This window comes from Nocardia sp. NPDC051981 (genome assembly GCF_040680715.1).
Classification (GTDB): domain Bacteria; phylum Actinomycetota; class Actinomycetes; order Mycobacteriales; family Mycobacteriaceae; genus Nocardia.
The window spans coordinates 1-24,459 of sequence record NZ_JBFAXK010000037.1 but is presented as its reverse complement, the minus strand read 5'-3'; the positions used below and the strand labels follow the sequence as shown (position 1 = coordinate 24,459).

The 24,459-nt window shown below is 67.4% G+C and carries 24 protein-coding genes and 1 pseudogene; 10 read left to right on the top strand and 15 right to left on the bottom strand.

Annotated features, from left to right (window positions below; genetic code table 11):
* Window positions 1-21: 21 nt before the first annotated feature.
* Together AB0L60_RS38415 and AB0L60_RS38410 are read right to left on the bottom strand one after the other, a co-directional pair.
* Complete coding sequence (locus AB0L60_RS38415) at window positions 22-180, bottom strand: hypothetical protein (RefSeq protein WP_364624680.1); 159 nt, start codon at window positions 178-180, stop codon at window positions 22-24.
* Between the two features lie 144 nt (window positions 181-324).
* Entirely contained in the window at window positions 325-1,569 is a 1,245-nt protein-coding gene (locus tag AB0L60_RS38410; RefSeq protein WP_364624678.1) for an FAD-dependent monooxygenase, read from the bottom strand.
* Window positions 1,570-1,651: 82 nt separating this feature from the next.
* On the opposite strand from AB0L60_RS38410, the gene AB0L60_RS38405 reads away from it, so the two are divergent.
* A complete protein-coding gene (locus AB0L60_RS38405) occupies window positions 1,652-2,134 on the top strand; it encodes a MarR family transcriptional regulator (RefSeq protein ID WP_364624676.1) in 483 nt (160 codons plus the stop codon).
* 261 nt (window positions 2,135-2,395) lie between these two features.
* A complete protein-coding gene (locus tag AB0L60_RS38400; protein ID WP_364624791.1) occupies window positions 2,396-3,559 on the top strand; it encodes a lipase family protein in 1,164 nt (387 codons plus the stop codon).
* Between the two features lie 85 nt (window positions 3,560-3,644).
* Here AB0L60_RS38400 and AB0L60_RS38395 read toward each other — a convergent pair whose 3' ends face one another.
* On the bottom strand, window positions 3,645-6,479 hold the full coding sequence (locus tag AB0L60_RS38395) for an AAA family ATPase (RefSeq protein ID WP_364624789.1): 2,835 nt from the start codon (window positions 6,477-6,479) through the stop codon (window positions 3,645-3,647).
* A gap of 167 nt (window positions 6,480-6,646) precedes the next feature.
* Here AB0L60_RS38395 and AB0L60_RS38390 point away from each other — a divergent pair, with 167 nt between their 5' ends.
* The 4 genes from AB0L60_RS38390 (at window position 6,647) to AB0L60_RS38375 (ending at window position 9,710) form a co-directional block, all read left to right on the top strand.
* Complete coding sequence (locus AB0L60_RS38390) at window positions 6,647-7,180, top strand: hypothetical protein (protein WP_364624674.1); 534 nt, start codon at window positions 6,647-6,649, stop codon at window positions 7,178-7,180.
* 85 nt (window positions 7,181-7,265) lie between these two features.
* Window positions 7,266-8,387: an ABC transporter permease gene (locus AB0L60_RS38385; protein ID WP_364624672.1), complete on the top strand. Its 1,122-nt coding sequence runs from the start codon at window positions 7,266-7,268 to the stop codon at window positions 8,385-8,387.
* Window positions 8,384-9,091 (top strand): ABC transporter ATP-binding protein, encoded by a 708-nt coding sequence (locus AB0L60_RS38380; protein WP_364624670.1) that lies wholly within the window; start codon window positions 8,384-8,386, stop codon window positions 9,089-9,091. Before AB0L60_RS38385 ends, AB0L60_RS38380 begins: the two co-directional genes overlap by 4 nt.
* A gap of 19 nt (window positions 9,092-9,110) precedes the next feature.
* Window positions 9,111-9,710 (top strand): helix-turn-helix domain-containing protein, encoded by a 600-nt coding sequence (locus AB0L60_RS38375; RefSeq protein ID WP_364624668.1) that lies wholly within the window; start codon window positions 9,111-9,113, stop codon window positions 9,708-9,710.
* 111 nt (window positions 9,711-9,821) lie between these two features.
* Here AB0L60_RS38375 and AB0L60_RS38370 read toward each other — a convergent pair whose 3' ends face one another.
* From AB0L60_RS38370 to AB0L60_RS38360, 3 genes are all read right to left on the bottom strand, one after another.
* Window positions 9,822-9,950, bottom strand: a complete 129-nt coding sequence (locus AB0L60_RS38370; protein WP_354844614.1) for a hypothetical protein — start codon at window positions 9,948-9,950, stop codon at window positions 9,822-9,824.
* A complete protein-coding gene (gene ctaD / locus AB0L60_RS38365) occupies window positions 9,947-11,686 on the bottom strand; it encodes a cytochrome c oxidase subunit I (RefSeq protein WP_364624665.1) in 1,740 nt (579 codons plus the stop codon). Before ctaD ends, AB0L60_RS38370 begins: the two co-directional genes overlap by 4 nt.
* Before the next feature lie 132 nt (window positions 11,687-11,818).
* Window positions 11,819-13,006 (bottom strand): Rieske 2Fe-2S domain-containing protein, encoded by a 1,188-nt coding sequence (locus AB0L60_RS38360; RefSeq protein ID WP_364624663.1) that lies wholly within the window; start codon window positions 13,004-13,006, stop codon window positions 11,819-11,821.
* Window positions 13,007-13,215: 209 nt separating this feature from the next.
* On the opposite strand from AB0L60_RS38360, the gene hsaA reads away from it, so the two are divergent.
* On the top strand, window positions 13,216-14,379 hold the full coding sequence (hsaA, locus tag AB0L60_RS38355) for a 3-hydroxy-9,10-secoandrosta-1,3,5(10)-triene-9,17-dione monooxygenase oxygenase subunit (RefSeq protein WP_364624661.1): 1,164 nt from the start codon (window positions 13,216-13,218) through the stop codon (window positions 14,377-14,379).
* Between the two features lie 116 nt (window positions 14,380-14,495).
* Here hsaA and AB0L60_RS38350 read toward each other — a convergent pair whose 3' ends face one another.
* Window positions 14,496-14,870 (bottom strand): VOC family protein, encoded by a 375-nt coding sequence (locus tag AB0L60_RS38350; RefSeq protein ID WP_364624659.1) that lies wholly within the window; start codon window positions 14,868-14,870, stop codon window positions 14,496-14,498.
* A gap of 82 nt (window positions 14,871-14,952) precedes the next feature.
* On the opposite strand from AB0L60_RS38350, the gene AB0L60_RS38345 reads away from it, so the two are divergent.
* Window positions 14,953-15,366: a helix-turn-helix domain-containing protein gene (locus AB0L60_RS38345; RefSeq protein WP_364624657.1), complete on the top strand. Its 414-nt coding sequence runs from the start codon at window positions 14,953-14,955 to the stop codon at window positions 15,364-15,366.
* Here the strand turns inward: AB0L60_RS38345 and AB0L60_RS38340 are convergent.
* From AB0L60_RS38340 to AB0L60_RS38330, 3 genes and pseudogenes are all read right to left on the bottom strand, one after another.
* Complete coding sequence (locus tag AB0L60_RS38340; protein ID WP_364624655.1) at window positions 15,252-16,151, bottom strand: hypothetical protein; 900 nt, start codon at window positions 16,149-16,151, stop codon at window positions 15,252-15,254. The genes AB0L60_RS38345 and AB0L60_RS38340 overlap by 115 nt on opposite strands.
* 15 nt (window positions 16,152-16,166) lie before the next feature.
* Window positions 16,167-17,042 carry a 3-hydroxyacyl-CoA dehydrogenase NAD-binding domain-containing protein gene (locus AB0L60_RS38335; protein WP_364624653.1) on the bottom strand — a complete coding sequence of 292 codons (876 nt, stop codon included), beginning with the start codon at window positions 17,040-17,042 and terminating at the stop codon, window positions 16,167-16,169.
* Between the two features lie 41 nt (window positions 17,043-17,083).
* A pseudogene (locus AB0L60_RS38330) lies at window positions 17,084-17,437 on the bottom strand (hypothetical protein); the annotation flags it as partial.
* Window positions 17,438-17,899: 462 nt separating this feature from the next.
* On the opposite strand from AB0L60_RS38330, the gene bioB reads away from it, so the two are divergent.
* Window positions 17,900-18,964: a biotin synthase BioB gene (gene bioB / locus AB0L60_RS38325; protein ID WP_364624651.1), complete on the top strand. Its 1,065-nt coding sequence runs from the start codon at window positions 17,900-17,902 to the stop codon at window positions 18,962-18,964.
* A 46-nt stretch (window positions 18,965-19,010) separates the two neighbouring features.
* Here bioB and AB0L60_RS38320 read toward each other — a convergent pair whose 3' ends face one another.
* The 3 genes from AB0L60_RS38320 to AB0L60_RS38310 all read right to left on the bottom strand — a co-directional run bounded on the left by AB0L60_RS38320 (window position 19,011) and on the right by AB0L60_RS38310 (window position 21,839).
* A complete protein-coding gene (locus tag AB0L60_RS38320) occupies window positions 19,011-20,210 on the bottom strand; it encodes a cytochrome P450 (protein ID WP_364624649.1) in 1,200 nt (399 codons plus the stop codon).
* 83 nt (window positions 20,211-20,293) lie between these two features.
* Window positions 20,294-20,884 (bottom strand): TetR family transcriptional regulator, encoded by a 591-nt coding sequence (locus tag AB0L60_RS38315; protein ID WP_364624647.1) that lies wholly within the window; start codon window positions 20,882-20,884, stop codon window positions 20,294-20,296.
* A gap of 100 nt (window positions 20,885-20,984) precedes the next feature.
* A complete protein-coding gene (locus tag AB0L60_RS38310) occupies window positions 20,985-21,839 on the bottom strand; it encodes a hypothetical protein (protein WP_364624645.1) in 855 nt (284 codons plus the stop codon).
* A gap of 284 nt (window positions 21,840-22,123) precedes the next feature.
* Here AB0L60_RS38310 and AB0L60_RS38305 point away from each other — a divergent pair, with 284 nt between their 5' ends.
* A complete protein-coding gene (locus tag AB0L60_RS38305) occupies window positions 22,124-23,269 on the top strand; it encodes a class I SAM-dependent methyltransferase (protein WP_364624643.1) in 1,146 nt (381 codons plus the stop codon).
* A 63-nt stretch (window positions 23,270-23,332) separates the two neighbouring features.
* On the opposite strand, the gene AB0L60_RS38300 is transcribed toward AB0L60_RS38305, so the two are convergent.
* Together AB0L60_RS38300 and AB0L60_RS38295 are read right to left on the bottom strand one after the other, a co-directional pair.
* Window positions 23,333-23,560: a three-helix bundle dimerization domain-containing protein gene (locus tag AB0L60_RS38300; protein WP_364624641.1), complete on the bottom strand. Its 228-nt coding sequence runs from the start codon at window positions 23,558-23,560 to the stop codon at window positions 23,333-23,335.
* A gap of 275 nt (window positions 23,561-23,835) precedes the next feature.
* Window positions 23,836-24,240 (bottom strand): hypothetical protein, encoded by a 405-nt coding sequence (locus AB0L60_RS38295; protein WP_364624639.1) that lies wholly within the window; start codon window positions 24,238-24,240, stop codon window positions 23,836-23,838.
* Window positions 24,241-24,459: the final 219 nt, after the last annotated feature.

The window sequence follows — 24,459 nt, the reverse complement described above, 5'->3', positions numbered from 1 at the left end:
CCCGCAATCCGATCGGGTGCGTCAGGCCCGAGAGCCGGGGCCCACCCGCTGCAGTAATGCCTGCAGCGTCTTGCGCTCCGCGGCCGACAGTTCCGCGAAGGATTCCGCGAGGACACTGTCGGCGATCGCGTTTCCGGCCGCGAGTGTGCGTTGGAACAGCCCCGGGCAACGTTCGCCCACCTCGACGCCTACCTGCGCCGGTTCCGGGCAGGCGCCTGATGCCCGCAGTCGGGGCGTGCTCGTGTCGGCGAATCGCGTTGCCAGCGGGGCGATTCGGGGTGATCGCACGACGGGCAGGCGAGGTCGGCGACTGCACGGCCCGGACTAGGCGCTCGGATGGACCGGCTGGTCGGCCGATTCGCCGGACCAGCTGATCCTGTGGTCGAACATCCAGTTCAGCGAGCCTACGCCCTGCTTGGCGGCCTTCTTCAGGAAGAACGGCGTCAGTTGGCGGACGAGGAAGCGGGCCAGGCCGCTCTGGGCCTTGTCGCCGCTGGTTTCGGCGCCGTGCGCGACCACCCGCTCGACCCGGTCACGGCGGCGGTGCTCGAATTCGGCCAGGGCGGTGGCGGTCTCGGGCAGGTCGCGTAGGCAGATGGCCAGGGTCACCGCGTCCTCGACGGCCATGGAGACGCCCTGGCCCGAGGATGAGGCCACCGCGTGGGCGGCATCGCCGATGATGACCATGCGGTCGTTGTGCCAGGTGGGGACCGACGGCATGTCGTACTGGTTGAAGCCGGTGACGAAGGTGGCGTCGGGGGTCGCGGCGACGATGGCGGCCGCGGGGCCCCGGTCGGCCGCCAGCATCCGCGCCAGCTGGTCGCGCCACTGCGCGGGCGCCGTGGACGCCACTGTCTGCTTCGAAAGTTCCTGTGCGCCGGGCATGTTCGCGAACCACCAGATCTCGCCGCCGGGTGCGACCAGATAGCCGAAGAAGGCCTTCTTGCCGAAGATCATGCTGTAAACGCCCGGCCGCAAACCGAGTTCGTGAACCAGGGCCGGGTCGGTGACGAATCCGCCCAGGCCGTAGATGCCCAGGTAGTGGACCTTCGGTGCATTCGGGTCGATGATCTCCCGGGTGCGGGAGTGGATGCCGTCCGCGCCGACGAGCAGATCGGCCTCGGCCCGGCTGCCGTCGGCGAAGATGGCGACGACGCCGCCCGTGGCCGTCGGTTCCGCGTCGACGAGTCGCTTGCCGAACTCGTACCGGATACCGCGCCGCGCGGCTTCGGCATTGAGTGCCCGGTACAGGTCGCGCCGCTTCACGCTGTGGGTCACGGTGCCGTCGGGCAGCGTGCCGCCGATGGGCATGTCGGTGATGTGCTTGCCGGCGCTGGTGAAGAAGCTCAGCGTGTCGGTGGCGTGGCCGGTGTCCATGACGATGTGGTGGGCGTCGATCTCGGCCAGGGCGGACAGGCCGTTCACCGCGACCGTCAGATATGCGCCGATCTGTCCGGCGGCCGTGTCCGCGTAGGCCTCGTAGACGACCGCTTCCCAACCGGCCTGCTGCAGTGCCATCGCGGTGACGGGACCGGCGATACCGCCGCCGATGACCAGTGCCTTCTTCATGCCGTGTCTCCCTCTGAACTCTCTTGAGCGCGATGTATCTTGGTTATCAAGATAGTCATAGTTTGATGATCAAGAGGTTTGAATGTCAAGAGAAAATCTGGACGAGTTGCGTGCCCGGGTCGGACGGGAGTCCCAGGCGTTGCAGGCGGCCGTCGATGATGTCGACCAGGCCGCCGCGACCGTGCTCGGCGTCAATCGCACCGACCTGCGCTGTCTCGAGGTGCTGGTCCGGGGTGAGTCGACGCCGGGCGCGCTGGCGGCCGAATTGGGCCTGACCAGTGGCAGCGTCACCGCGATGCTGGATCGGCTCGCCAAGCTCGGTTACCTCACCCGGGAGCCGGAACCGGGCGACCGGCGCAAGGTGCTGGTCCGCATCACCCCGGCGACCATGGCCCGGGCCTGGGAGATATACGGGCCCATTGCCGAGGAGGGCGCGGCCGAGATGGCGGGCTCGTCGGCCGCGGAGCTGCGCACCATCCTCGACTTCCTCACACGCAGCCGCGAACTCCAGCAACGCCACCGCGAGCGAATCTCGGCCCTGCCCAGGGCGGTTCGGGGTTCGTAGTCGAGGGCGGTGATCGGTACTGACAGTTCGTGCCGGAATTGTCCGAATAACTGGACGCTCTGGTCAGTTAGCTGTAGCGTCACTGCACGATTCGCGAGAGGCTTGCTGTCGCATGCTCTTCCGGTTCACAGGCTCGGCTGTGCCGAATCCAATCCATTGCTTTATTGGTCGATCGTTCTTTCGCGCGCGGTCGGGAGCGAGATGAGAACGACTGAAGTGTGAGGGACGTCGTTGTTCGCAGTGTCCGTCAGGGCTGTGGTCCTGGCTCTGAGCATCCTGACCGTGGGGGCGGTGGGCGCCGCGCCCGTGTCGGCTCAACCCCTGTATCCCACGCAGGATCCCGATCCGTTCTATGGTCCGCCGGCCGATCTGGGTGCGCTCGCGCCCGGTGACGTGGTCCGGACGCGCAAGATCGATACCGGGCTGTACGTGGGCACCGAGGGCTGGCAGGTGGCCTTCCGCAGCACCAACTCCCAGGGCCAGCCGATCCTCGGCATGACCACGGTGCTGCTCCCGGCGGGGGTCTCGAACCCGCCGCTGGTGTCCTATCAGGCGCTCATCAACTCCCTGGGCGCGCAATGCAATCCGTCGCGCTCGCTGTTCAACGGCGAGCTCCAGGACGGCGTGGGCGCCATGCTGCCGATCGGGCGCGGCTGGGCCATCTCGCTGCCCGACTATCTGGGGCCGAATGTCGCCTACGGCGCGGCCAAGCTCAGCGGCATGGTGACCCTGGACAGCGTGAAGGCGGTCCGCAAGGCCGCCGAACTGGGACTCGGGAAGTCGCCCGTCGCGCTGGCCGGGTATTCCGGCGGCGGCATGGCGACCGCCTGGGCCGCTGCCCTGCAACCCGAGTACGCGCCGGACCTGAAGCTCGATGCCGTTGTGGCCGGGGGCATCCCGGCCGACCTGGAGCAGATGGCGCTCTCGCTGGGTTTCGAGCCGCACCCGGGCTTCGGCCTGGCCTTCGCGGCGGCCATGGGCCTGGAGCGCGAGTACCCGAACCGCCTGCCGATCTCGGATCAGCTCAATGAGAACGGGCTCTGGTTCCGCGAATTCACCCACGACGCCTGCCGTCGCTTCCTGCTGTTCCACGGCGCCTTCCGCAATGCCGACCAGATGGCGGCGTCCAAGAGCCTGATGGACAGTCCGGAGGCGCACGCGGTGCTGCGGGAGAACAGCCTGCGCTACTTCCCGGGCACGCCGGCGGTCCCGACCTACTTCTGGCAAGGGCGGTTCGACACGCTCACCTTCTTCGATCCGGTCGCCGAGGTCGCCGACCGGTACTGCAAGGCCGGTGTGCCGCTGGTGTTCCGGCCCTTCGATATCGCCGAGCACATGACCACGGCCGTCGCCGGATTCGCCGACGCGTGGAACTATGTGGAATCACGTTTTCGCGGGGATCCGGTCCCGGTGAGCTGCGGATAGATTGACCACCTGCTCGGATAGCGGCACCTCTCGATGCGAAGCCCCTACCCCCCACCCGATCCCAGCCTGACGTCCGATCTGTCCGTCAGCCGGCCAATTCGGCCAGCCGAGAAGCGATTCCGGCACGGCTGGTCAAACCGAGTTTGCGCAGGATGCGGCCGAGGTGGTCCTCGATGGTGCGGGGGCTCAGGTAGAGCTGGGCCGCGATCTCCTTGTTGGCAAGGCCCTTGGCGGCCAACTCGGCGACCTCGCGTTCCCGCTCGCTCAGCTTCGTCGCTCCGGAGACCGTTCGATGTCCGGCAAGCCGACGCTGGACGGCCGTCGCGGCACGTTGCAGTTCCGTGGCTCCGGCTGCCGCAAATTCGGTGCGCGCGGCGGCAATTCGGGCGGTCGCGGTGGTGAAATCGCCGCGCTGCCCGGCGATCTGGGCCGCCACCAACAGGGCCTGTGCGCGGAATACCGGCATGTCGGCCCGTGCGTACGCTTCCGCGGAGTCCTCGGCCGCACGTTCGGCGGAGATGAGATCACCACGCGCGCAGAGGTATCCGGCCCGAGCCCGGGTTGCCGCAGCCAGTGCGGCGGGTAAGCCCAGGCGCTCGGCCACATCCTCCGCCTGAGCCAGAAGGGTTTCGGCCGCGTCGAGGTCACCTCGGTCGACGGCGCTCAGGCACGCGACCGAGAGCTCGGCCGCTCGCATCGGGTGCAAGCGGCCGCCGCCTGCGGCGCCGTCTTGTAGTGGCTCCGCCAGTCCAGGCAATGCCCGGTCGCCTCGGAGCGGATCGCGCGGTTGTGGTCCTGGCAGCGGATCAGGGCGCAGATTCATATCTTCGGCCGCTGTAGCTGCGGGTACGCGGGGGCTCGGTTGTTGGATGGGCGGATCATCCAGGTTGAGGCGGGCGGCCAGTTCCAGGAGGGCGGCTTCGACCGCGCCGCGCCACCAGCGGACGGCGGGGCGGGGGAGGGCGTTGAGGTCTCGCCAGCATCGGATGACGTCTGCGCGCGGCGAAGTTGCTTCCAGGACACGGAGTTTGAGCGCCCCGGCCAGTGGGGCGATACCTGGGTAGGCGTAGAGTTCGGCGGTTTCGGCGGCGTCATCGGCGGCGGCGAGGGCGTCCGCGTAGCGTCCCAGTTTGGCCAGCGAATAGGCATGAACCGTCAGGAGTTCGGGGAGGATGAAGCTGCGGCCGCGGCGGCGGCTGACGCGGATGGCGCGCTCGATGTGGGTGAGGCCGGTCCGTTGGTCGTCGAGGAAGTACGCCATCCAGCCGAGGGCGGAGACGGCGTGGATGCCGTCGACCAGCTGAGTGCCGGTGAGCTGCGCGAATTCCCGCTCCGCGATGCGATAGTCGGCTTCGGCGGCGCGCAGGTCGAGGTCATTGAGCCGGCCCATGCTCCGCAGTGTCACCGCGGCCGCGCGCATGGCCGGATCGTGCACGGCTTCGGAGGTGAACAGCTGCCGGACTCGTTCCGCGCCTGCGGCGTCGTGGTTGTCCTGGATCTCCAGGATGGCCAATTCCAGCCGGGCGGGCCCGTGGTCGTGACTGCCGGGCCGATCGACCAGCCGGGTCAACAGGTTTCGCGCGCTGTCCACGCGCCCGAGGATCCGTTCGCAGCGCGCATAGAGGAGAACCGCTTCGACCTGCTCGGGGGTGGGATCGCTCGCAGTGCCCGGCAGCAGGGGTTCGAGGGTCTCGCGCGCGGATTCCGCGGATCCCGACAGCAGCAGCGCCCGGCCGAGCAGGACGCGGGCCGGAACATCGGCGTGCCCACCCGAATCCGGCTGAGCGTCGAGGGCGGCGGCGATCCAGCGGGCACTGGCGGCCGGATCGGTACCGAGGGCCTGCTCGGCGGCGCAGAGCAATTCGCCCGCCGCGAGCTCGTCGCGACCCAGGGCGTGTTCCAGGTGGCGGGCCCGGGCGAGGACGGGAGCGTCCTTGGCGCGGAGCACCCGTGCCGCGCGAGCGTGCGCGGCCGCCCGCCACCCGTGCCCGGCCAGCCGGTACGCCGCCGCGCGCACCAGCGGATGGCGGAAGCTCACCAGGCCGGCCGTGACGCTGACCCAGCCGCGCCGTGTGAGATCGTCGATCGCTTCGCGCAGGTCGGCCGGTGCGACTTCGGCGGTGCCGCAGAGCAGTTCCACGTCATCGGTGCCGCCGCACACCCCGATCGCCTGCGCGACCAGCCGCTCCCGGGCGGGCAGGTGTGCCAGTTCGGCCCGGATGGTCCGGTCCAGTGCGGTCTGATCCGCCGGTGCCGCGGCCGGATCGTCGGCTCGGATCGTGGCGTCGAAATCGGCGGGGGTGAGCTCGGCGAGCAGTCGCAGATACAGCGGATTGCCGTGCGCCGCCGCCACCACCTGCGTGCACCTGCCCGCCGGCAGCTCCGGCAGCAGCGCTCTCGCGTCGGCATCGGACAGCGGCGGCACCGCGAGGTGGCTGCTCGCGACACCCGGTGCGCGCAGCGCGGATCCGAGCGATTCCGGAAATTGCCCTTCGCGGTAGGCCAGCACAATGCGAGCCGATTCCGGCCGCTGCCGAATCAGCAGTGCCAGCACCCGCATCGAGGCGGCATCGGCCCAATGCGCATCGTCGATGATGAGCAGCGTCGGCGTGGCTTCGAGCCGCTGCCGCATCCATCGGGCCGAGTCCCGGGTATCGGTCCCGATTGCGCTATCCGTGCCGCCCAGTCGATCCGCGATATCGAGCACGAGATAGTGCGGTGTGGGCTGGTCGTATTCGGTGCCGGCGACGGCGACCGTCCGCCATCGGCCCGGCTCGAGCCCGTCCGCGAATTCCGAAAGCAGCCGCGATTTTCCGATTCCGGCCGGGCCCTCCACCAGGAATACGCCGTCCCCGCCGGGAGCGTGGCAGGCCGCGTTCAGGGTGGCGAGTTCGCGGGTGCGGCCGACGAATGGCTGGATCGCGCACTCCTTTCCGAGTGAACGGCCTTCAGGTGAGCCTAACTCGGCACTCTCGCTTCCCGGCCCCCGCCCCGATCCCGTGGTTTCACGGATGCTGTGGCGTGCGGAAACGGGTTGGGTAGTCCGGGTTCGATCGATTGGCGAGTGGGAGAGGTACGTAGCTTCAGATGCAGAGGATTTCGTCGAGTGCGCGGCGGCTGGTCCCCGTGATCCTGGCCATTGTGGCCCTGGCCCTGGCGGGTTGTTCCGCTGTGCAGAAGGGCGCCGATGTGGTCAAGGACGCGGGCAAATCCGATACCGGTCGCTCGAAGGTCGGCGATTGTATCGATGTCATCGAAGGCTCGATGATCGATTCCAAAACCGCGCCGATTGACTGCGGTTCCCCGAAGGCGGTGTACCAGGTCGCCAAGGTCTACAGCAGCAAAACCGATTGCGCTGCCGACTACACCTCGTACGAGGAAACCCTCAATGGCATGTCCATGGCATATCTGTGCCTGGCCCCGAATTTCAAGCAGGGCGCCTGCTATCACGAGAGCATGCTGACCGGATACCAGTACGCCGAATGCGGCACCTCCAACGCCAGCTTCCAGGTCCTGACCCGCATCGACGGCCAATCCGACGAAACCCTGTGCGGCGAGGACGCCGACAGCGTCATCACCCTGGCCGAACCCCGGACCACCTTCTGCCTGAAGAAGGTCTGACCCCCTCAGGTTTTCCAGACGAACTGTCGGTAACATCCCGACGGTGCGTCGGTAAAAGTGCCCGGCGCCGGACAAGGGAGTTCGGATGTTCCTGGCAGTGCGCGAACTGTGGTTCGCGCGAGCGAGATTCGGGTTGATGGCCGCGGTCGTCGCCCTGATCGCGGTGCTCATCGTGATGTTGGCGGGCCTGTCGTCGGGCCTGGTCGACGACGGTGTCTCGGGATTGAAGGCCATGCCCGTGGACGCCTTCGCCTTCGCGCCGAAGACGGAGACGGAATCGGCCTTCACCCGCAGCACGGTCGACGACGGACAGGTCGCGGCCTGGCGCGAGCGCGGCGATGTCGCCGATGCGGCGCTGTTCGGAAACACGCTGGTCAATGCGAAGACCGGCAACGGGGTCGCGATCGATCTCGCGCTGTTCGGGGTCGAGCCGGGGTCGTTTCTGGCCCCGAGCCCGGCAGAGGGGTCCGGGCTCGGGGCGCCGGACGGCATCGTGGTCAGCCCGACCACCCTCGACAAGGGCGTCCGCATCGGCGATGTGGTGATCGTCGACCGCATCGGCACCACCCTGCGGGTGGTCGGCGCGACCGCCGAACAGCGCACCTTCGGGCACGTGAACGTCGCCTATGTGCCGCTGCGACTCTGGCAGGAGATCCACGCCGGACTGCGGCCCGGCGACATCGCGCGGCCGGAGATCTATCACGAGGCCAATGCCGTGGCGCTGCGCGCGCGGCCCGGCGGCATCGATCTGGCGGCCGGAGATCGCGCCGCGGGCACGCACGCCATGACGCTGTCGGCCTCATTCGATGCTTCTCCCGGCTACTCGGCCGAGATGTCGACCATGACCCTGATCAGGGTCTTCCTCTACGCAATCTCGGCCCTGGTGGTCGGCGCGTTCTTCATGGTCTGGACGGTGCAGCGCACCCACGAGCTGGCGGTGCTGCGGGCGCTGGGCGTCTCCACCGGATATCTGTTGCGCGACAGCCTGATCCAGGCTGCGATCGTGCTCGTCGCCGCGACGGCCGCCGGGGTCGGCGTGGGAGTGGGCGGCAGCCGGTTCGTCGGCGGCATGCCCTTCGCGCTCGAACCCGGCGCGGTCGCGGTCGGTGCGGTACTGCTGATCGTGATGGGCATGCTGGGTGCGGTGCTGACCACGTTGCGCGTCACGCGGGTCGACCCGCTCGAGGCTCTGGGGGCGCAGCGATGACCGTCGAATCGATTGTCCGCCAGGGTATCTCGCTCAGCGACGTCTCGCTGACCTTCGGCAGCGGCGACCATGCCGTGGCGGCCCTGGACCACATCGACCTGACCGTGCGGGCGGGCGAGCTGCTGGCCGTCGTGGGACCGTCCGGATCGGGCAAATCCACGCTGCTCGCGGTCGCGGGCGGGCTGGCCCGGCCCGACACCGGGCAGGTGCTGGTGCACGGCACCGAGATGACGACCCTGTCCCGGCGGCAGTTGGCGCGCTTCCGCCGCGAGCACATCGGGTTCGTGTTCCAGACCGGGAATCTGATTGCCGCGCTGACCGCCCGCGAGCAGGTGCGGCTGCTCGATCGCACCGGCGGGCGGAAGCGCGGCACCGCACCAGCTTCGAGCGGCCCAGCGGATCCGGGTGCCCTGCTCGCCGCCGTCGGCATGGCCGCGAAGGCGGGGCGGCGGCCGCATCAGCTCTCCGGCGGGGAACGCCAGCGCGTCGGCATCGCTCGTGCGCTCGCGACCGACCCGACGCTGCTGCTGGTGGACGAGCCCACCGCGGCGCTGGATCGCGCCCGCAGCCACGAGGTGGTCGAGCTGCTGGCCCGGCAGACCCGGGAGCGGAAGGTGGCCACCATCATGGTCACCCACGATCATGACATCCTCGGCCACTGCGATCGGGTGCTCATCCTGGTGGATGGGAGACTGAGCGGATAGCCCCCTACGAGGAGATCAGGTGCCGAGGATCCAAGCCGCCACGCTCGCCGAACATCGCGAGGCGCAACGTCGCGCCCTGCTCGACGCCGCGCGCGCCATCCTCACCGAGGACCCGGCCCGCCCGCCCACTCTCACCGAGGTGGCTGCGCGCGCCGGGCTCGCCCGCCCCAGCATCTACCAGTACTTCTCCTCCCGCGACCAGCTGCTCGCCGAGCTGCTGGCCGACACCTTCCCACAGTGGGCGCGACGGGTGGCGGAGCGCATGGCGGCCGCGTCCGGCCCGGCCGATCAGGTTCTCGAATACGTCCGCGCCAACCTGGAATTGGTCGCGAGCGGTGAGCATGCCCTGGCCCGCGTGCTCAGCGCCATCATCGACGACGATATCGCCGCCTACAGCCGCGACCTGCACGACGAACTCCGCACCCCGCTGATCGCCGCGCTCGAGACGGCGGGTGCGGCCGACCCGGCCGCCACCGCCGGACTCATCGACGGCATCGTGCATGCGGCTTCGCGGATGCTCGAGAGCGGTCGAGATGCCGACCGGACTGTCACGGCCGCAACGGAATTGGTCGCGCCCTACCTGTCGGCGCTGTCGCCGAGCGCGGCCGGGCGGCGCTGAATCCGCAAGCCGGAAGCTCGCGAAAAGGTCGGTGAGGCCGCGCGGGCGGGGGCGCGGCCTCACCGGAGTGCGGACGGCTGCAAGGGGATTCAGCGTCCGCACGATCGGGGGTCAGCGACCCTGGGCGAGGTGGGTCAGCAGGATCAGGCCGCCGATCAGCGTCAATCCGGTCAACATGACCAGGACGCCGTAGGGCAGGCGGGGAATCCGGAAGGTCGAGAGTTGCTGGGGCCTGGTCATTTCGCCTCCACGGGTGTGGTCTCGGTGACGTGATGGGTGGTCGCGCCCCAGCCGACGTGGGCCTCGGCGCGCATGCGGTCGATCATGTGCGGGTAGTGGAGTTCGAAGGCGGGTCGCTCGGAGCGGATGCGCGGGAGCTCGTAGAAGTTGTGCCGTGGCGGCGGGCAGGAGGTGGCCCACTCCAGGGAATTGCCGTAGCCCCACGGGTCGTCCACGGTCACGACCGCGCCGTAGCGGTAGGACTTGAAGACGTTCCACAGGAACGGCAGCATCGACGCGCCGAGCAGGAAGGCGCCGATGGTGGAGACCTGGTTCAGCAGAGTGAAGCCGTCGGAGGGCAGGTAGTCGGCGTAGCGCCGCGGCATGCCCATGTTGCCGAGCCAGTGCTGGGCCAGGAACGTCAGATGGAAGCCGAGGAACGTGGTCCAGAAGTGCCACTTCGCGAGCCGTTCGTCGAGCATGCGGCCGGTGATCTTGGGAAACCAGAAGTAGATGCCCGCGAAGGTGGCGAACACGACCGTGCCGAACAGGGTGTAGTGGAAGTGCGCGACCACGAAATAGGTGTCGGACAGATGGAAATCGAGTGGCGGTGAGGCCAGGATGACGCCGGACAGGCCGCCGAACAGGAAGGTCACCAGGAAGCCCAGCGAGAACAGCATCGGGCTCTCGAAGGTGAGCTGCCCCTTCCACATGGTGCCGATCCAGTTGAAGAACTTCACGCCGGTCGGCACCGCGATGAGGAAGGTCATGAACGAGAAGTACGGCAGCAGAACGGCTCCCGTGGCGTACATGTGGTGCGCCCACACCGCGATGGACAGCGCCGCGATGCCCAGTGTCGCGTAGACCATGCCGGTGTAGCCGAACAGTGGTTTGCGGCTGAACACCGGGAAGATCTCCGACACGATGCCGAAGAACGGCAGCGCGATCACGTACACCTCGGGGTGCCCGAAGTACCAGAACAGATGCTGGAACAGCATGGTTCCGCCGCTGGCCGGATCGTAGATGTGCCCGCCGAGGTGCCGATCGTAGTACAGCGCCAGGGCGGCCGCGGTCAGCAGCGGGAACACCAGCAGCACAAGGAAACTCGCGACGACGACGTTCCAGGTGAAGATGGGCAGCCGGAACATGGTCATGCCCGGGCAGCGCAGGCACACGACGGTGGTGAGCATATTGACCGCGCCCAGGATGGTTCCCAGGCCCGAGACGCCCACCCCCAGAATCCACAGGTCCGCGCCGACGCCGGGGGAGTGGATGATGTCCGACAGCGGCACATACGCGGTCCAGCCGAAATCGGCCGCACCGCCCGGGGTGACGAAGCCTGCGGTCGCCATGGTCGCGCCGAACAGATACAACCAGTAGCTGAACGCATTCAGCCGGGGAAACGCGACATCGGGCGCGCCGATCTGTAAGGGCAGCAGGATATTCGCGAATCCGAAGATGATGGCGGTCGCGTAGAACAGCAGCATGATCGTGCCGTGCATGGTGAACAGCTGATTGAACTGTTCCGGCGACAGGAACTGCATGCCCGGCTGCGCCAGCTCCGCGCGCATGATCAACGCCATGAGGCCGCCGATCATGAAGAACGCCATCGAGGTCACCAGGTACATCTGCCCCAGTACCTTCGGGTCGGTCGTGGTGACCATCTTGTAGAGGAACGACCCCTTTGGTGCGTGCCGCACGGGATGGGGTCGTGTGATCTCGGGTACCAGCGGGGTTTTCGGGGAAAGGGCGGTCACCCTGCGGACGGTAGTGAGCCGCGGGGTTGCCGGTGAATACCCGCGGGCCGAGCCGATGACCTTCGACGAGCGATCGGGGACCTTGGGCCGTGCCGCCGGTGACCTTCGAACCGAGATCGTCCTCGAACTGGGCTAGGGTGCGGTGGCCGGGATCACATCGCGCCGGCGCAGGTTCTCGGCGACCTCGAGCTCCCAGACCTCGTTGGCCCGCGAGGTGTCGACTTCGAACTCGAAGCGCCGCACCGATTTCGGATCGACGTCGGCGACGTCGACGTAGAACTGCTCGTACCAGCGGCGCAGCTGGTAGACCGGGCCGTCCTCGTCGCAGAGCAGTGGGTTCTCGATCTTGGACTTGTGCTTCCAGATCTCGACGTCCTGCAGGAAGCCCTCGCCGATGCCCTCGGTCATCCTGTCCGCCAGGCGGTTCGCGGTGTCCGCCGGTACGCCCGTGGGTCTTTCCAGCGTGATGCCGTACTGCAGGACGAAGGAGTCCTGGGTGACCGGGTAGTGGCAGTTGACCAGGACGCTGCGGACCTCGAAACCGCCGTAGACATTGAGCAGTGGATTGATCATGTAGGCGGGCCCGAAGTACGAGGCCTCCGATTTCAGCAGCGTGTCCCCGCGGTACTTGGTCGCCATGCCGACGTCCGGGCGCCCCTTGGTCTCTAGGTACTGCGTCGCGACATGGCCCTCGAAGACGTTCTTGAAAAATGTTGGGAACGCGTAGTGGATGTAGAAGAAGTGGGCCATGTCCACGATGTTGTCGATGATCTCACGGCAGTTGGAGCCCTCGATGAGGATCGAGCGCCAGGTCCACGGGGTCCAGTCGGGGGAAAGGATTCCCGCGGGGTTGCCTGCGGCGTCGGTGTACGGTCCCCGGATGGTCGGGATGGTGACCTCGTCCGGTGGCGGGTTGCCCTCGTGGTCGTGCCAGACGAAGAGCTGGCCGTTGCGCTCGAGCGTGGTCCACGCGCGGGTGCGGGCCAGCGGGGGTACCCGCCGCGCGTAGGGAATGCCGGTGCAGCGGCCGTCGCCGTCCCAGCGCCAGTCGTGGAACGGGCAGGCGATCCGGCCGTCCTTGACCGTGCCCGTCGACAGGTCGCCGCCGAGGTGGCGGCAGTAGGCGTCCAGCACCCGCAGTTCGCCGGTATCGTCGGCCCAGACTGCCAGCTTGGTGCCGAAGGCATTGACCGAGTGGGGTTTCCCGTCCCGGAACGCGTCCGCCAGGCCCAGGCAGTGCCAGCCGCGGGCGTAGCGGGTCGGCATCGTGCCCACGTCGATGTCCCGGATCTTTCTGCCGAACCCGCGTGACGTCGCCATCGCACCCTCCTAGGTCTAGAACCAGTTTCAGATCTGTGTCAGCTTCCGATCGGTGAGGGCATTCAGAAAATGGTCGAAAGACTCTTCTTTTAGGGATTTCCGTCCGCTTGTCGCGGACCTCGAGCTGCTCAATAGTGACTGGAACGTGTTCTAAATTTGTGGCGGAGAGTGTGCGATCGCCACCTGACCGGTCAGGAGAACCCGGCGAGATGACCCGTGAAATCACCGCGCGCGTCGAGGCTTTGGTGCCGACCCTGCGCGAGCGCGCCCAGCGGACCGAGACGTTGCGGCGTATTCCCGACGAGTCGATCGAGGACCTGCGGGAGGCGGGATTCTTCACCCTGATGCAGCCGCGGCAATGGGGCGGATGCGCCGCGGATCCGGTGGTCTTCTACGACACCGTGCGCACCCTGGCGAGCGCCTGCGGATCCACCGGCTGGGTGGCGGGGATCCTGGGGATTCACAACTGGCACCTGGCGCTGTTCGATCAGCGTGCGCAGGACGATGTCTGGGGCCAGGACAGCGACGCGCGGATCGCCTCGTCGTACGCGCCGATGGGCGCCGGTGCCGTGGTGGACGGTGGCTATCTGGTCAGCGGTTCGTGGGCGTGGTCTTCCGGGGTGGACCACGCCGACTGGGTCTTCGTCGGCGGGCCGGTGCTCGAGAACGGCAAGCCTGTCGACTTCGGCTCCTTCCTCATCCCGCGCAGCGACTACTCCGTCGATGACGTCTGGAACGTGGTCGGTCTGCGTGGCACCGGGTCCAATACGGTTGTCGTCGAAAACGTCTTCGTCCCGCGGCACCGCTTCCTGAGCTTCGGCGTCATGAACTTGCTGACATCGCCCGGGCTGCAGAGAAATTCGGAGCCGGTCTACAAAATGCCCTGGGGGACAATCCATCCCACCACGATCGCCACGCCGATCGTAGGCATGGCCTACGGCGCCTACGCGGCCCACGTCGAGCATCAGGGCAAGCGGATCCGGGCCGCGTACGCCGGCGAGCACGCCAAGGACGACCCCTTCGGCAAGATCCGCATCGCCGAATCCGCCAGCGACATCGATGCCGCGTGGCGGCAGTTGTCCGGCAATGTCGCCGACGAGTACGCCCGGCTCCGGGATGGCGGGGAGATCCCGTTCGCCCTGCGCGCCCGCGCGCGCCGCGACCAGGTCCGCGCCACCGCCCGCGCCATCGCCGCCATCGACCGGCTCTTCGAGGCAGCCGGGGCCGGCGCTCTCGCCGACGACACCCCGCTGCAACGCCTCTGGCGCGATGCCCATGCCGGCCGCGTCCACGCGGCCAACGACCCCGAACGTGCCTACGTCATGTACGGGAACCACGCTTTCGGTCTTCCGGTAGGGGACACCATGGTGTAGCCGGATCGGGCATGGTGTAGTCGGATCGGGTCGGCGGCGGGTTCTGGATCAGGCCCGCCCGCCAGACGAAGTACCAGAGCGCCTGCGCCTGATCGCCGCGGCGGGGCCCGCCGTCGTCAGCTCGGGATGGATTCGATCTTGGCCGTGTCGAATTCGACGTATTCGATGCGTGCGCCGCCGGGGTGCCGCACCGTCAGATTGCGGCCGGTGGGAACGTCGTTCGGGCCGTCGAGGATGTCGCCGCCGAGGGTGGCGATGATCGTGAGCACCTCGTCCAGGTCGTCCACGATCGCGGTGGCGTGTGTTTCCCGGTAGGGGGCAAGGGCTTCCGGGGTTCCGGCGATGAGCAGGTAGGCGCCGATGCCGGCCAGTTCCAGCTCGCGGTAGGCGAAGCGGAGTCGGGGCTGCTCACCGGTGAGCGCGCTGAACGTGGGCAATGCGGCGTCCAGATCGTCGACGTAGACGCGGGCCAGGGTGCTGAGGACCGTCACTGCGAACTCATTTCGATATTTCCGAATCAACGAAACGAACGTAAGCTGGTGTACCGGTCATGTCAACCGAGCGAGGAACCCGATGCCACCGCTGACCCAGCCGAATACCGCGGACCTGGACCTGGTGACGGTGCTGCACGCCCTGGGGGACCCGGTCCGGATGGAACTGGTGCGCCTGATGGCCGTCCACGGCGAAATCTCCTGCAGCCCAGATCATCTCGTAATCCCGAGATCGACGCTGTCGAACCATTGGCGCACCCTGCGCGAGGCCGGACTCACCGTCACCCGCGTCGACGGCAAGGCCCGCTACATGACCCTGCGCCGGGGCGACATCGACGAACGATTCCCCGGCGTTCTCGATGCGGTGCTCGGGTCCCTCGCTCAGAGTTCCGCCAGTGCCAGTCCAGTGAGTGCGCCACCGGGGCGGGCGATTTCGGTGTCGATGCCGTCGTCGAGGTCGACGAGGCGGATCGCACCGCCGAGATCGCTGACGTAGAACCGGGATTCGCTGATCGCCACCACGCCGATGGCCTCGCGGTAGCCGCTGGACAGGATGGTCACCGGACCCGGAACCGGGTCGACCGAGGCGCGGTTGAGGGTATTGCCCGCGGGTTCCGCGCCGCGATCGGTCCACAGCAGGTTCCCCTCGCCGGACAGCGCCAGGTCGATCGGTTCGGGGAGTTCGTGCCAGAGCACCTCGATATCGGTGCGGGCCGCGGGGGAGGTGCCGGCGGGGAGTTCCAGTGGCGCGCGGAAGATGCGGCCTTCACCGGCCTTCGGTGCGCCCTTCTGGGTCCAGTAGAGGTGGCGGCGGTCGAGGTCCAGGCAGATGCCGACCGGCCAATTCCGGGACTGCACAGCGTCTTCGGGGCCTGCGCCGGTGACCACCAGCGGGCGCAGCTCGCCCCCGGCGAGATTGCAGGTGAGGACCTGCATGCCCTCGCGGTCGCACCAGTACAGGTGGCCGGTGTCGAAATCGGCGGTGAGCTGCTTGCCGGTGGTGAACGCACCGGGCGGGACGATCACCGTGCGATTGCCGCCGTCGAGGTCGGCGCGTTCGAGCATGCCGGTCCGGTGGAAGAACACGGGTTCCGTGCCGGGCGTGGGATGCATGTCGGGTGCGCCCATGCTGGTCCAGTACACGTGCCCGCGATCCTGATCGACGGCGACACCGTCGGGGTAGGCGTCCAGCCCGGTGATCAGGGTGCGCACGTCACCCCCGTCGAGTGAGATCGCGTGCATGGCACGGGCTTTGAGGTCGAGCGCGAGCAGATGTTTCATCGCGGCCTCCTGCCGTCAAAGCCGATTCGGGTCGGGGTAGTCGTCGTAGAAGCCGGCACCGGATTTCACGCCGAGCTTGCCGTCGGCGATATAGCGCTTCAGCAGAATGCGCGGACCCTCGGGTAGATGCGGATTCTCCTGGGCGTAATGCTCTTCGATATCGAGCACCACATCGAGGCCGACGCTGTCCATCATCCGGAACGGACCTGCCTCGGTGCCGAAATTCAGCTTGAACATGGCATCGACATCCTGCGGGGTCGAGACGCCCTCGTAGACGACGTCGAGCGATTCGCGTTTCAGCGCCGCCCAGATCCGATTGAAGATGAAGCCGGTGCTCTCCTTCCGGCACAGGAAAGGGTGCAGACCGTATTCGGGGAACGTCGACATGACGAAGTCGATGATCTCGGGCGCGGTATCGCCGTCGGACATCACATCGAGCGTCGTCGATGCGGGTGGCATATAGAAATGCGTATTGAGCATGCGGTCGCGGGTCGGAAGCCCCTCGGTGAACAGCCTGCTCGCATACGACGACGAATTCGACGAGACGACCGCATCGGCCGCGCACAGTTGGTCGAGCTGACCGAAGATCGACTTCTTGAGGTCGAGCCGCTCCGGCACCGCCTCCACCACCAGCCACGCCTCCGCCACCGCATCGGCCAGGTCCGGCACATAACTCACGATCCCCGGTGTGCCGCCGTCGATATGGGCGGCCACCGTGGGCAATTCACCCGTCGCGTACCCGACGGCCTGCGTCCCCCGCGTCCCGTTCGGATCGGTGACGAGCACGGTGCCGCCCCGCGTGGCGAACATCAGCGCAATGCGCCGACCCAGCGTTCCCGCGCCGATCACGGCCACCGGCCGATTGCGATAGTCATCTGGTATCGCGGCCATTCCCCGCTCCTTCGATGAAAGGTCCGAGCTGTGAATTCGCGTTATCGATCGCTATACCGTAGCGGGGCATACTCCTTTACCGGGGTAGCGGCAGCACCGTCGGCGCGGTGGGTGGGTGTGGACTCGGTGGTGGTCCGGCGGGCGGACACGGTTCTTGGATGTCGGCGAGTAATCGATAACCCGGCCATTTGGTTACGTCGTAGCCGCCGTAAGCGTCGACAAAGCTTTGATACCGGCCGTCGGTGATCGGCCCGGAAGTCGGTGTAATCGACCGCCAGTCGGATGAGATCCCACTCACGCGAACCAACCGATACGTGGTCGAGGTCGAGAACGGTGGGAACACCCGAGGGCGGTACCACAAGATTTCCTTGCCATGCATCGTCGTGCATCACGCATGGCGCCGATGGATCGTCAAACTCGTTGTACTGCTCCTGAAGTCGCGCCTACTGCTCCAAAAGCCAAGAACGGGCGCCTTCGTAGATCGTGATTGCGGACTCGGTGCGTTCTCGCGGCATCGTATGGCGTGTAGCTCGGCAGCCGAAACTGTTGGCGCAGTTGACGTCCGGCGTGATCCTGAAGGCCGTCGCCGACGGTGCTGTGGCCGCCGAGCGGCGCCGAGGTCAACGTATGCACGGTGGTGTGGTGCTTGCTGATCACCCGCGCAGCGCGTCGCCCGGCAGCGTCCGCGCGGGACCGCGCTCTCCACGAAGCGCCCGACCATGCGCCGCGACAGCTCGCGGGCGCTCGGCCTGTGGATGTTCGACAGACTCTACCCGTCTCGGGTAGTTGGTTATCACAAAAGGCCACGTCAAACCAATACTTGAACGGTGTTCAAGCTCGAGGTAGATTGCCTTGGCATGACTGATGGACTGTTGAATCTGTTGGTGGACAAGGCGTTGCGCCGAGCGGCCCCGACCCGGGCGGAGGCGCTGGCATTACTGAGCGGCGCGCAACCGCTCATCGACGTCGTGGCGGCGGGCTCGCGGGTGCGGCACGAATTCTTCGGCGCGCGTGTCAAACTCAACACGATCGTCAATATGAAGAGCGGCCTGTGCCCGGAGGACTGCGGGTACTGTTCGCAGCGGCTGGGCTCGGCATCCGGTGTGCTGAAGTACTCCTGGATCACGCCGGAGCAGGCCGCGCGGGTCGCCGGGCAGGCGATTGCGGGCGGGGCCAAGCGCGTGTGCCTGGTCGCCAGCGGGCGCGGGCCCGGCGAACGGGACCTGACCAGAATCGAGCAGACCATTGCCGCCATCACGGCCGACCATCCGCAGACGGAGATCTGCGTGTGCCTGGGCCTATTGGGGGAGGGACAGGCCGAGCGGCTCGCGGCGGCCGGGGCCCACGCCTACAGCCACAACCTCAATACCTCCGAGGCGCGCTACGCCGACATCTGCAGTACGCACACCTTCGACGATCGCGTCGACACCGTGCTGCGGGCGAGTGCGGCCGGGCTGTCACCTTGTTCCGGAGCGATTTTCGGAATGGGGGAGTCGGACGAGGACATCGTCGATCTGGCCTTCGCGCTGCGGGCGCTGGACCCGGACTCGGTTCCGGTCAACTTCCTGATCCCGTTCGATGGAACGCCGCTGGCGGGACAGTGGGAGCTGACGCCCGACCGCTGCCTGCGCATCCTGGCGCTGTTCCGCTTCTTCTTCCCGGACGTGGAGGTGCGGCTGGCCGGTGGTCGTGAGCTCCACCTGCGCGGCCTGCAACCGCTGGCGCTGCACCTGGCCAACTCGATCTTTCTGGGCGACTATCTCACCAGCGAGGGGCAGCCCGGAGCCGACGACCGGCAGATGATCACCGATGCCGGATTCACCATCGAGGGCGCGCAGGAGCAGACCCTGCCGCCGGCGCGCCACGACCTGGTCGCGGTGCGCAAACGTGGTGCGGGGACGGATCTTCCGGCGAACGCCTAGGGTTCGCCGTGGGCGGCTCGGCGGCTGGGCCGCTCACGGCCGGGCGCTACCAGGCGACGGGAAGCGCTTTCGGGCCGCGCAGCAGCATGCCCGTCTTCCACTCCACCTCGTCGGCCGGAACCGCCAGGTGCAGGTTCGGGAAGCGGCGCAGCAGGGCGGTCAGTGTCACGTGCAGTTCGAGGCGGGCCAGTTGCGCGCCCACGCAGTGATGGAAGCCGTGGCCGAAGGCCAAGTGCGAGTTGTGATGTCGGGTCAGGTCCATGGTGTCCGGATCCGGGAAGACCGTCTCGTCGCGGTTCGCGATCGCCAGATCCACGAAGACAGCCTCGCCCGCGCGAATGAGCGTGCCCGACAGTTCGACATCCTCGACGGCGATGCGCGGGAACGCGCCGCCATTGCCGAGCTGGATGTAGCGGAGCAGCTCCTCGATGGCGGCCGGGACGAGATCGGGATCCGCACGCAGCCGCTTCCATTCGCCCGCGGTGAGCAGGACGTAGACGAAATTGGCGATTTGATTGGCCGTGGTCTCGTGACCGGCGACCAGCAGGGTGAGGCCGAGCGTGATCAGTTCGTCCTCGCTGAGCCGGTCATCGTTGTCGCGGGCCGCCACGAGTGCGCCGAGCAGATCATCGGAGGGGTGGGCGCGGCGCTCGGCGATCTGCTCGGTCAGGTATTCGGCGACGGCGGCCAACGCGGCCACCCGCTCCTCGTCGGGGACGGCGGTCGTCGACATGATCGCGTCGGAGAAGTCGCGGAAACGATGCTGGTCCTGCGGTGGCACGCCGAGCATTTCGCAGATGACGGTGACCGGCACCGGGAGCGCCAGCGCCTCCACCAGGTCGGCGGGTGAGCCGGCCGCGGCCATGGCCGTCAGCAAGTCATCGACGATCTCCTCGGTGCGCGGGCGCAGTTCCTGCACGCGACGGGTGGTGAACGCGGTCATGGTCAGCTTGCGGAGCCGGGTCAGCTCCGGCGGGTCCATGCTGGTCGGAATGTTCGGCATGGCCGGTGTCTCGCGCACCCGCGGCACATCCTCGCGGCCGACCGTGGCGGCGCGGCCGAACCGGGGATCGCTGAGCACCGAGCGCACGTCCGCGTAACGGGTGACGAGCCAGGCCTCGCCGCCGTAGGGCAGCCGGACACGGGAAATCGGTTCCTCGCGGAGCAGTTTCAACGCCGTCGGATGCGGATCCAGCCGGACCGGATCGCCGAACGGATAGTGGCGGACTTCGGTAGGTGTGGTCACGCGAAACTCCTTCTGGTGTAAGCAAATGCTTACAGCGATTGATCGTAGGAGTGCGCCACACAACCGTCAACGCTCGATTTCCGTTATGACGGAGGGAAATTCGTACTCACGCGGTCCAGTAGGACACGCGCCGAGCGCAGGACGTGATCGGCGACAACGGCCGGATCGGCGCTCGCCAGCGGCTCCCAGTGATAGACCGATCGCAGCAGACCGATGCCCAGCAGCCAGGCCACCACCAGATCGGCCCGCAACTCGGCGTCCGGGCCGTCGCCGAGTTCGGACAGTGCCCGCACGTATCGTTCGTCCAGCTCTCTCCGGATCACCGACACACCGCTGGCATGCCCGCTCGATCGCAGCGCGGCCTGCAGCCAAAGCTGGTGATCCGCAGCGGTATTCAGCATCCCGGCCAGTAGCCGGCCGAGCAGCTCGTCGGCGGGTCCTTCCGACAGCACCCGATGGCCGCGATCCGCGACGACCGCCCGGAACAGCTCGTCCTTGTTCCCGAAGTACCGGAACAGCAGTGCCTGATTCGCTCCGGCTCGCGCCGCGATCTCCCGCACGGTCGTGCCCTCGAAGCCCTTCTCGGCGAACACCTCCCGCGCCGCGGCCAGCAGGGCCGAACGGGTGGCATTGGCATCCTTGTGCCGTCCGCTGGTTTCGCTTCCAGTACCCATTCGCCCTCCGATGTCGCCTCGCCGCCGTGCGGCTCGTACACCGTCGGCTCCTGCCGCGACCATAGACTCGGCGGCGACGGCAATGCTGGGCTACCTCGGCTTACCCTTCGCGTCGGAGACCACCGGCGGTGCGCTCCGCGTCGACGGCCGCTACGTCCACTCGATCCTGCTGGACCTCGGTGGCGGTGCGTATTCTCTTGTAGCTGTAGGCGATTCCCGCGACAAGAATGATCAGCAGGACTGCGGTGGTGCCCCAGGTGCCGAAACCGAGCCCGCCCTTGTCGTGCGATTTGGACAGCAGATCGCCCACCGTCGCACCGAGCGGACGGGTGAGGATGAACGCAAGCCAGAACAGCAGGACCCCCGAGATCCGGGTCAGGTAATGGGCGGCAAGCAGGGCGGCCATGACCGCGGCGATGAGCAGCGCGCCCCCGCCGTAGCCGAGTCCGGAACTGTCGGAGAGGTAGTCGCCCAGGGAGGTGCCCAGTGTGTTGGACAGCAGAATGGCCGCCCAGTACAGCAGTTCGCCACGCGTGCTGGTGATTCCGGTGACGTCGTAGGTCTGGCCGCTGAGCTTCCAGATGACGAAGACGACGGCCAGGCCAGTGATCAGGACGGCCGCGCCCGCGCCGTAGCCCAGGCCGCCGTCGGTGGAAGTGCCCGAACCGGGGCCGCGATTGAGGAAGTCGGAGATGGTGGTGCCGGCCGTGCTGGTCGCGGCGATCACGGTCCAGTACAGCGCGGGATGGAACTGGCGGGCCCGCAACTGGGCGAGCAGGCTGACGGCGAAGATGCCCAGAAACAGCATCGACGCCGCCGCATAGCCGAGGTCCAGGGTCTGAGCCAGCAGATCCCCACCGGTCTCGCCGAGCGTGGTCGCCGCGATCTTCAGCACCCAGAACAGGGCGGTGACCTGGGGGAGCTTGTAGTTCGTATGCGGTTGCGCCGCGGACATGCGGATCCCTCTCGAACAGTCGGTTACCGGACACGAGGGAGTCTGCCCGGCAGTCGCTGAGAAGGCGCTGAGACACGTCCGATCCGGGCGTGTGTGATCATGGGGACGGACATCTGACGGAGGGACCGACCGTGGGCATGGGAATGGTGCTGGGCGACAACCGCTCCTGCGCTTCGCTGTGGGAACGGTCCGAATCGCCCTCGTTCTGACGGAAGGTCGCTCTCCGGACTCCTGCCTCGAAGCGTCGTCGGCCCCAGGCACCTTCGTTTCCGCGGGAGTTCGTCATGTCCACCCTCAGCTGGACCGAGAATCGATCGGTCTACACCGCCCACTGGCATTCCGAGAACGGGGCTCCGGCCCCCGCCCGTATCGTCGTCGCCGACGATCGCATGACCGCGCAGACCGCCCACCGGCTCGCGCGGACGGGCACGGGACTGGTGTGGCGCGGGGATTTTCACAATGCTCGCCAGTTGCTGCGAGCCCTCGACCGTCGTCTGCGGCGAGCCGCGCGACCGGTTGGACGCGAAAGCAGTCCGGCAGCGGTGTTCCAACAGCAGCGTGCCGTGCAGGCCGAGCGCGCCGAGATATTGGGCAGGTTGCTGATCGTGCTCGAACCTGGTTTCTCTGTCGAGCTACGGCGCGCGCCCGATGTTCGGGCGGCGTGCGAGCACGCTTACGCGGCGGTGCGCCCGAATTGCGCAGATCTCCAGCGGATGTGCGTGTCGCTGACCGAGCTGCTCGGGGTGCTCAGCGCCTATCAGTGGCATCGGAACGGCGTCGAGATTCCCGCGCTGGGGGCGCGCATCCATCCTGACTACGGCGTGTTCTCCCCGGTTCGCGGCGAGTACGTCGACCTCGTCGCCGGCGCGCCGTTTCCGGCGAAAGCACAGCGGCCCTCCGTATTCGATCTCGGCACGGGAACCGGGGTGCTCGCTGCGGTCCTGGCGCGGCGCGGTGCGCGGGTGACCGCCACCGACATCAATCCTCGCGCGGTGGCCTGTGCCGAGGCGAACCTGGACCGCCTCGGCCTCACCGGCCTGGTTCGGGTCGGGGAAGCCGATCTGTGGCCCGAGGGGCGTGCGGACCTGATCGTCTGCAACCCGCCCTGGCTGCCCGCGCACCCGACCTCAGCGCTCGAGCTCGGCATCTACGACCCCGGATCGACTGTGCTGCACCGCTTCCTGGACGGATTGCGCCACCACCTCACCCCACACGGTGAGGGCTGGCTGATCCTCTCCGACCTCGCCGAACGCCTCGAATTGCGAAGCCGGGACGAGTTCCGTGCCCGCATCGCCGCGTCCGGGCTGCGCGTGGTAGCCCGGTACGACACACCTCCGCGGCATCCGCGAGCATCGGACAGCAGTGATCCTCTCTACGAGGCCCGGCGGGGTGAGGTCACCTCATTGTGGCGATTGGTGCCGAACGACTGATCGGTCCGAGCGGTGGTGCCGGCTCCCCCCTACCGGAGCCGGCACCACCGCTCGGACAACCTGCTACCCGTCGACCCACACGGCCGAGCTGTAGCACACCCGACGGCTCAATTGCCGCTCGGCGATCCGCTCCACCAGCAGCGGAATGAACTCCCGAACCCGGTGCCCCTCGAAATCCCGATGAATACCCCGAACCACCTCCCCGACGACGCGAGCCGTCAAATCAGGAAATCGATTGGACAGCCGCGTGACAAGGTCGCTCATCTGCTGCTCTTCATCGGATTCCGTCATACCGCGAGTTCGCCTCCATCACCAGCGTTCGTGCGCCGGCACCCGTCCCGTCCCAACGGATGACCAGCGAAGTGGACAACGGTCCGGGGTGCGCTCACCCCGGACCGTGCCCCTCGAGTGTTGCGGCAAAGAACGAGCTTTTCGCCCCGGAACCGCTTTCTGGCACATTTTGTCGCGCACCTGGCACACCAGGTCCTGGCCGCTTGCGGATGAGAAATGCAAATGAAATTTCATTTGCAACAACGCCATTCGAACCGCGATCGGCACCACCAGAGCTACCGGGTGGGAAGCGGCCGGGCTCGTTCCCGAACCTCGGCCAGATGCTCCCGCGGAGTCCATTCATTGAGCCACGCCGGGACCGGAAGGCTCGGCGCCGCCACACCGAGATCGTCACGAGCGGCGGTGGCGAACTCCTTCCGCAGGTGATAGGCGTCCCGGTTGATCAGCAGCCAATCATCCGGATCGGTCAGCTTGCCCTGTGCGAACCACTCGAAAGTCCAGGTGTACCTGTTGAGTTCGTCGCCGATCGCGACGGCGGATGGGCTTCCCAGCAGCTGAACTTCCTGCCACCGCTGAATGCGGTCACGCTCCAGGTCGACGAGCCGAGTGAGAGCCTCTTCCAGTGACGGAGCCTCGGGATCCGCGTCGCCGTTCCGCAATCTGACCAATTGGCCGGCCACGGAGTGCATCTTCCTGGTGACGATCAGATACTCCGGGTAGACCTGCAGCCTGCGCTCGTCCCACCGCGCGGCCTGCGTACGGTTCCATTTGGTGAATCGCCCCGGGTTTCATGCCCACTCTCTTTCATTAGGATGGGCAAGTTATGCCAGCGAAGTACGACGAAGCGACCAGGGCCAAGGCTGTGCGGCTGGTCGTGGACCATCGCGGCGACTATGACA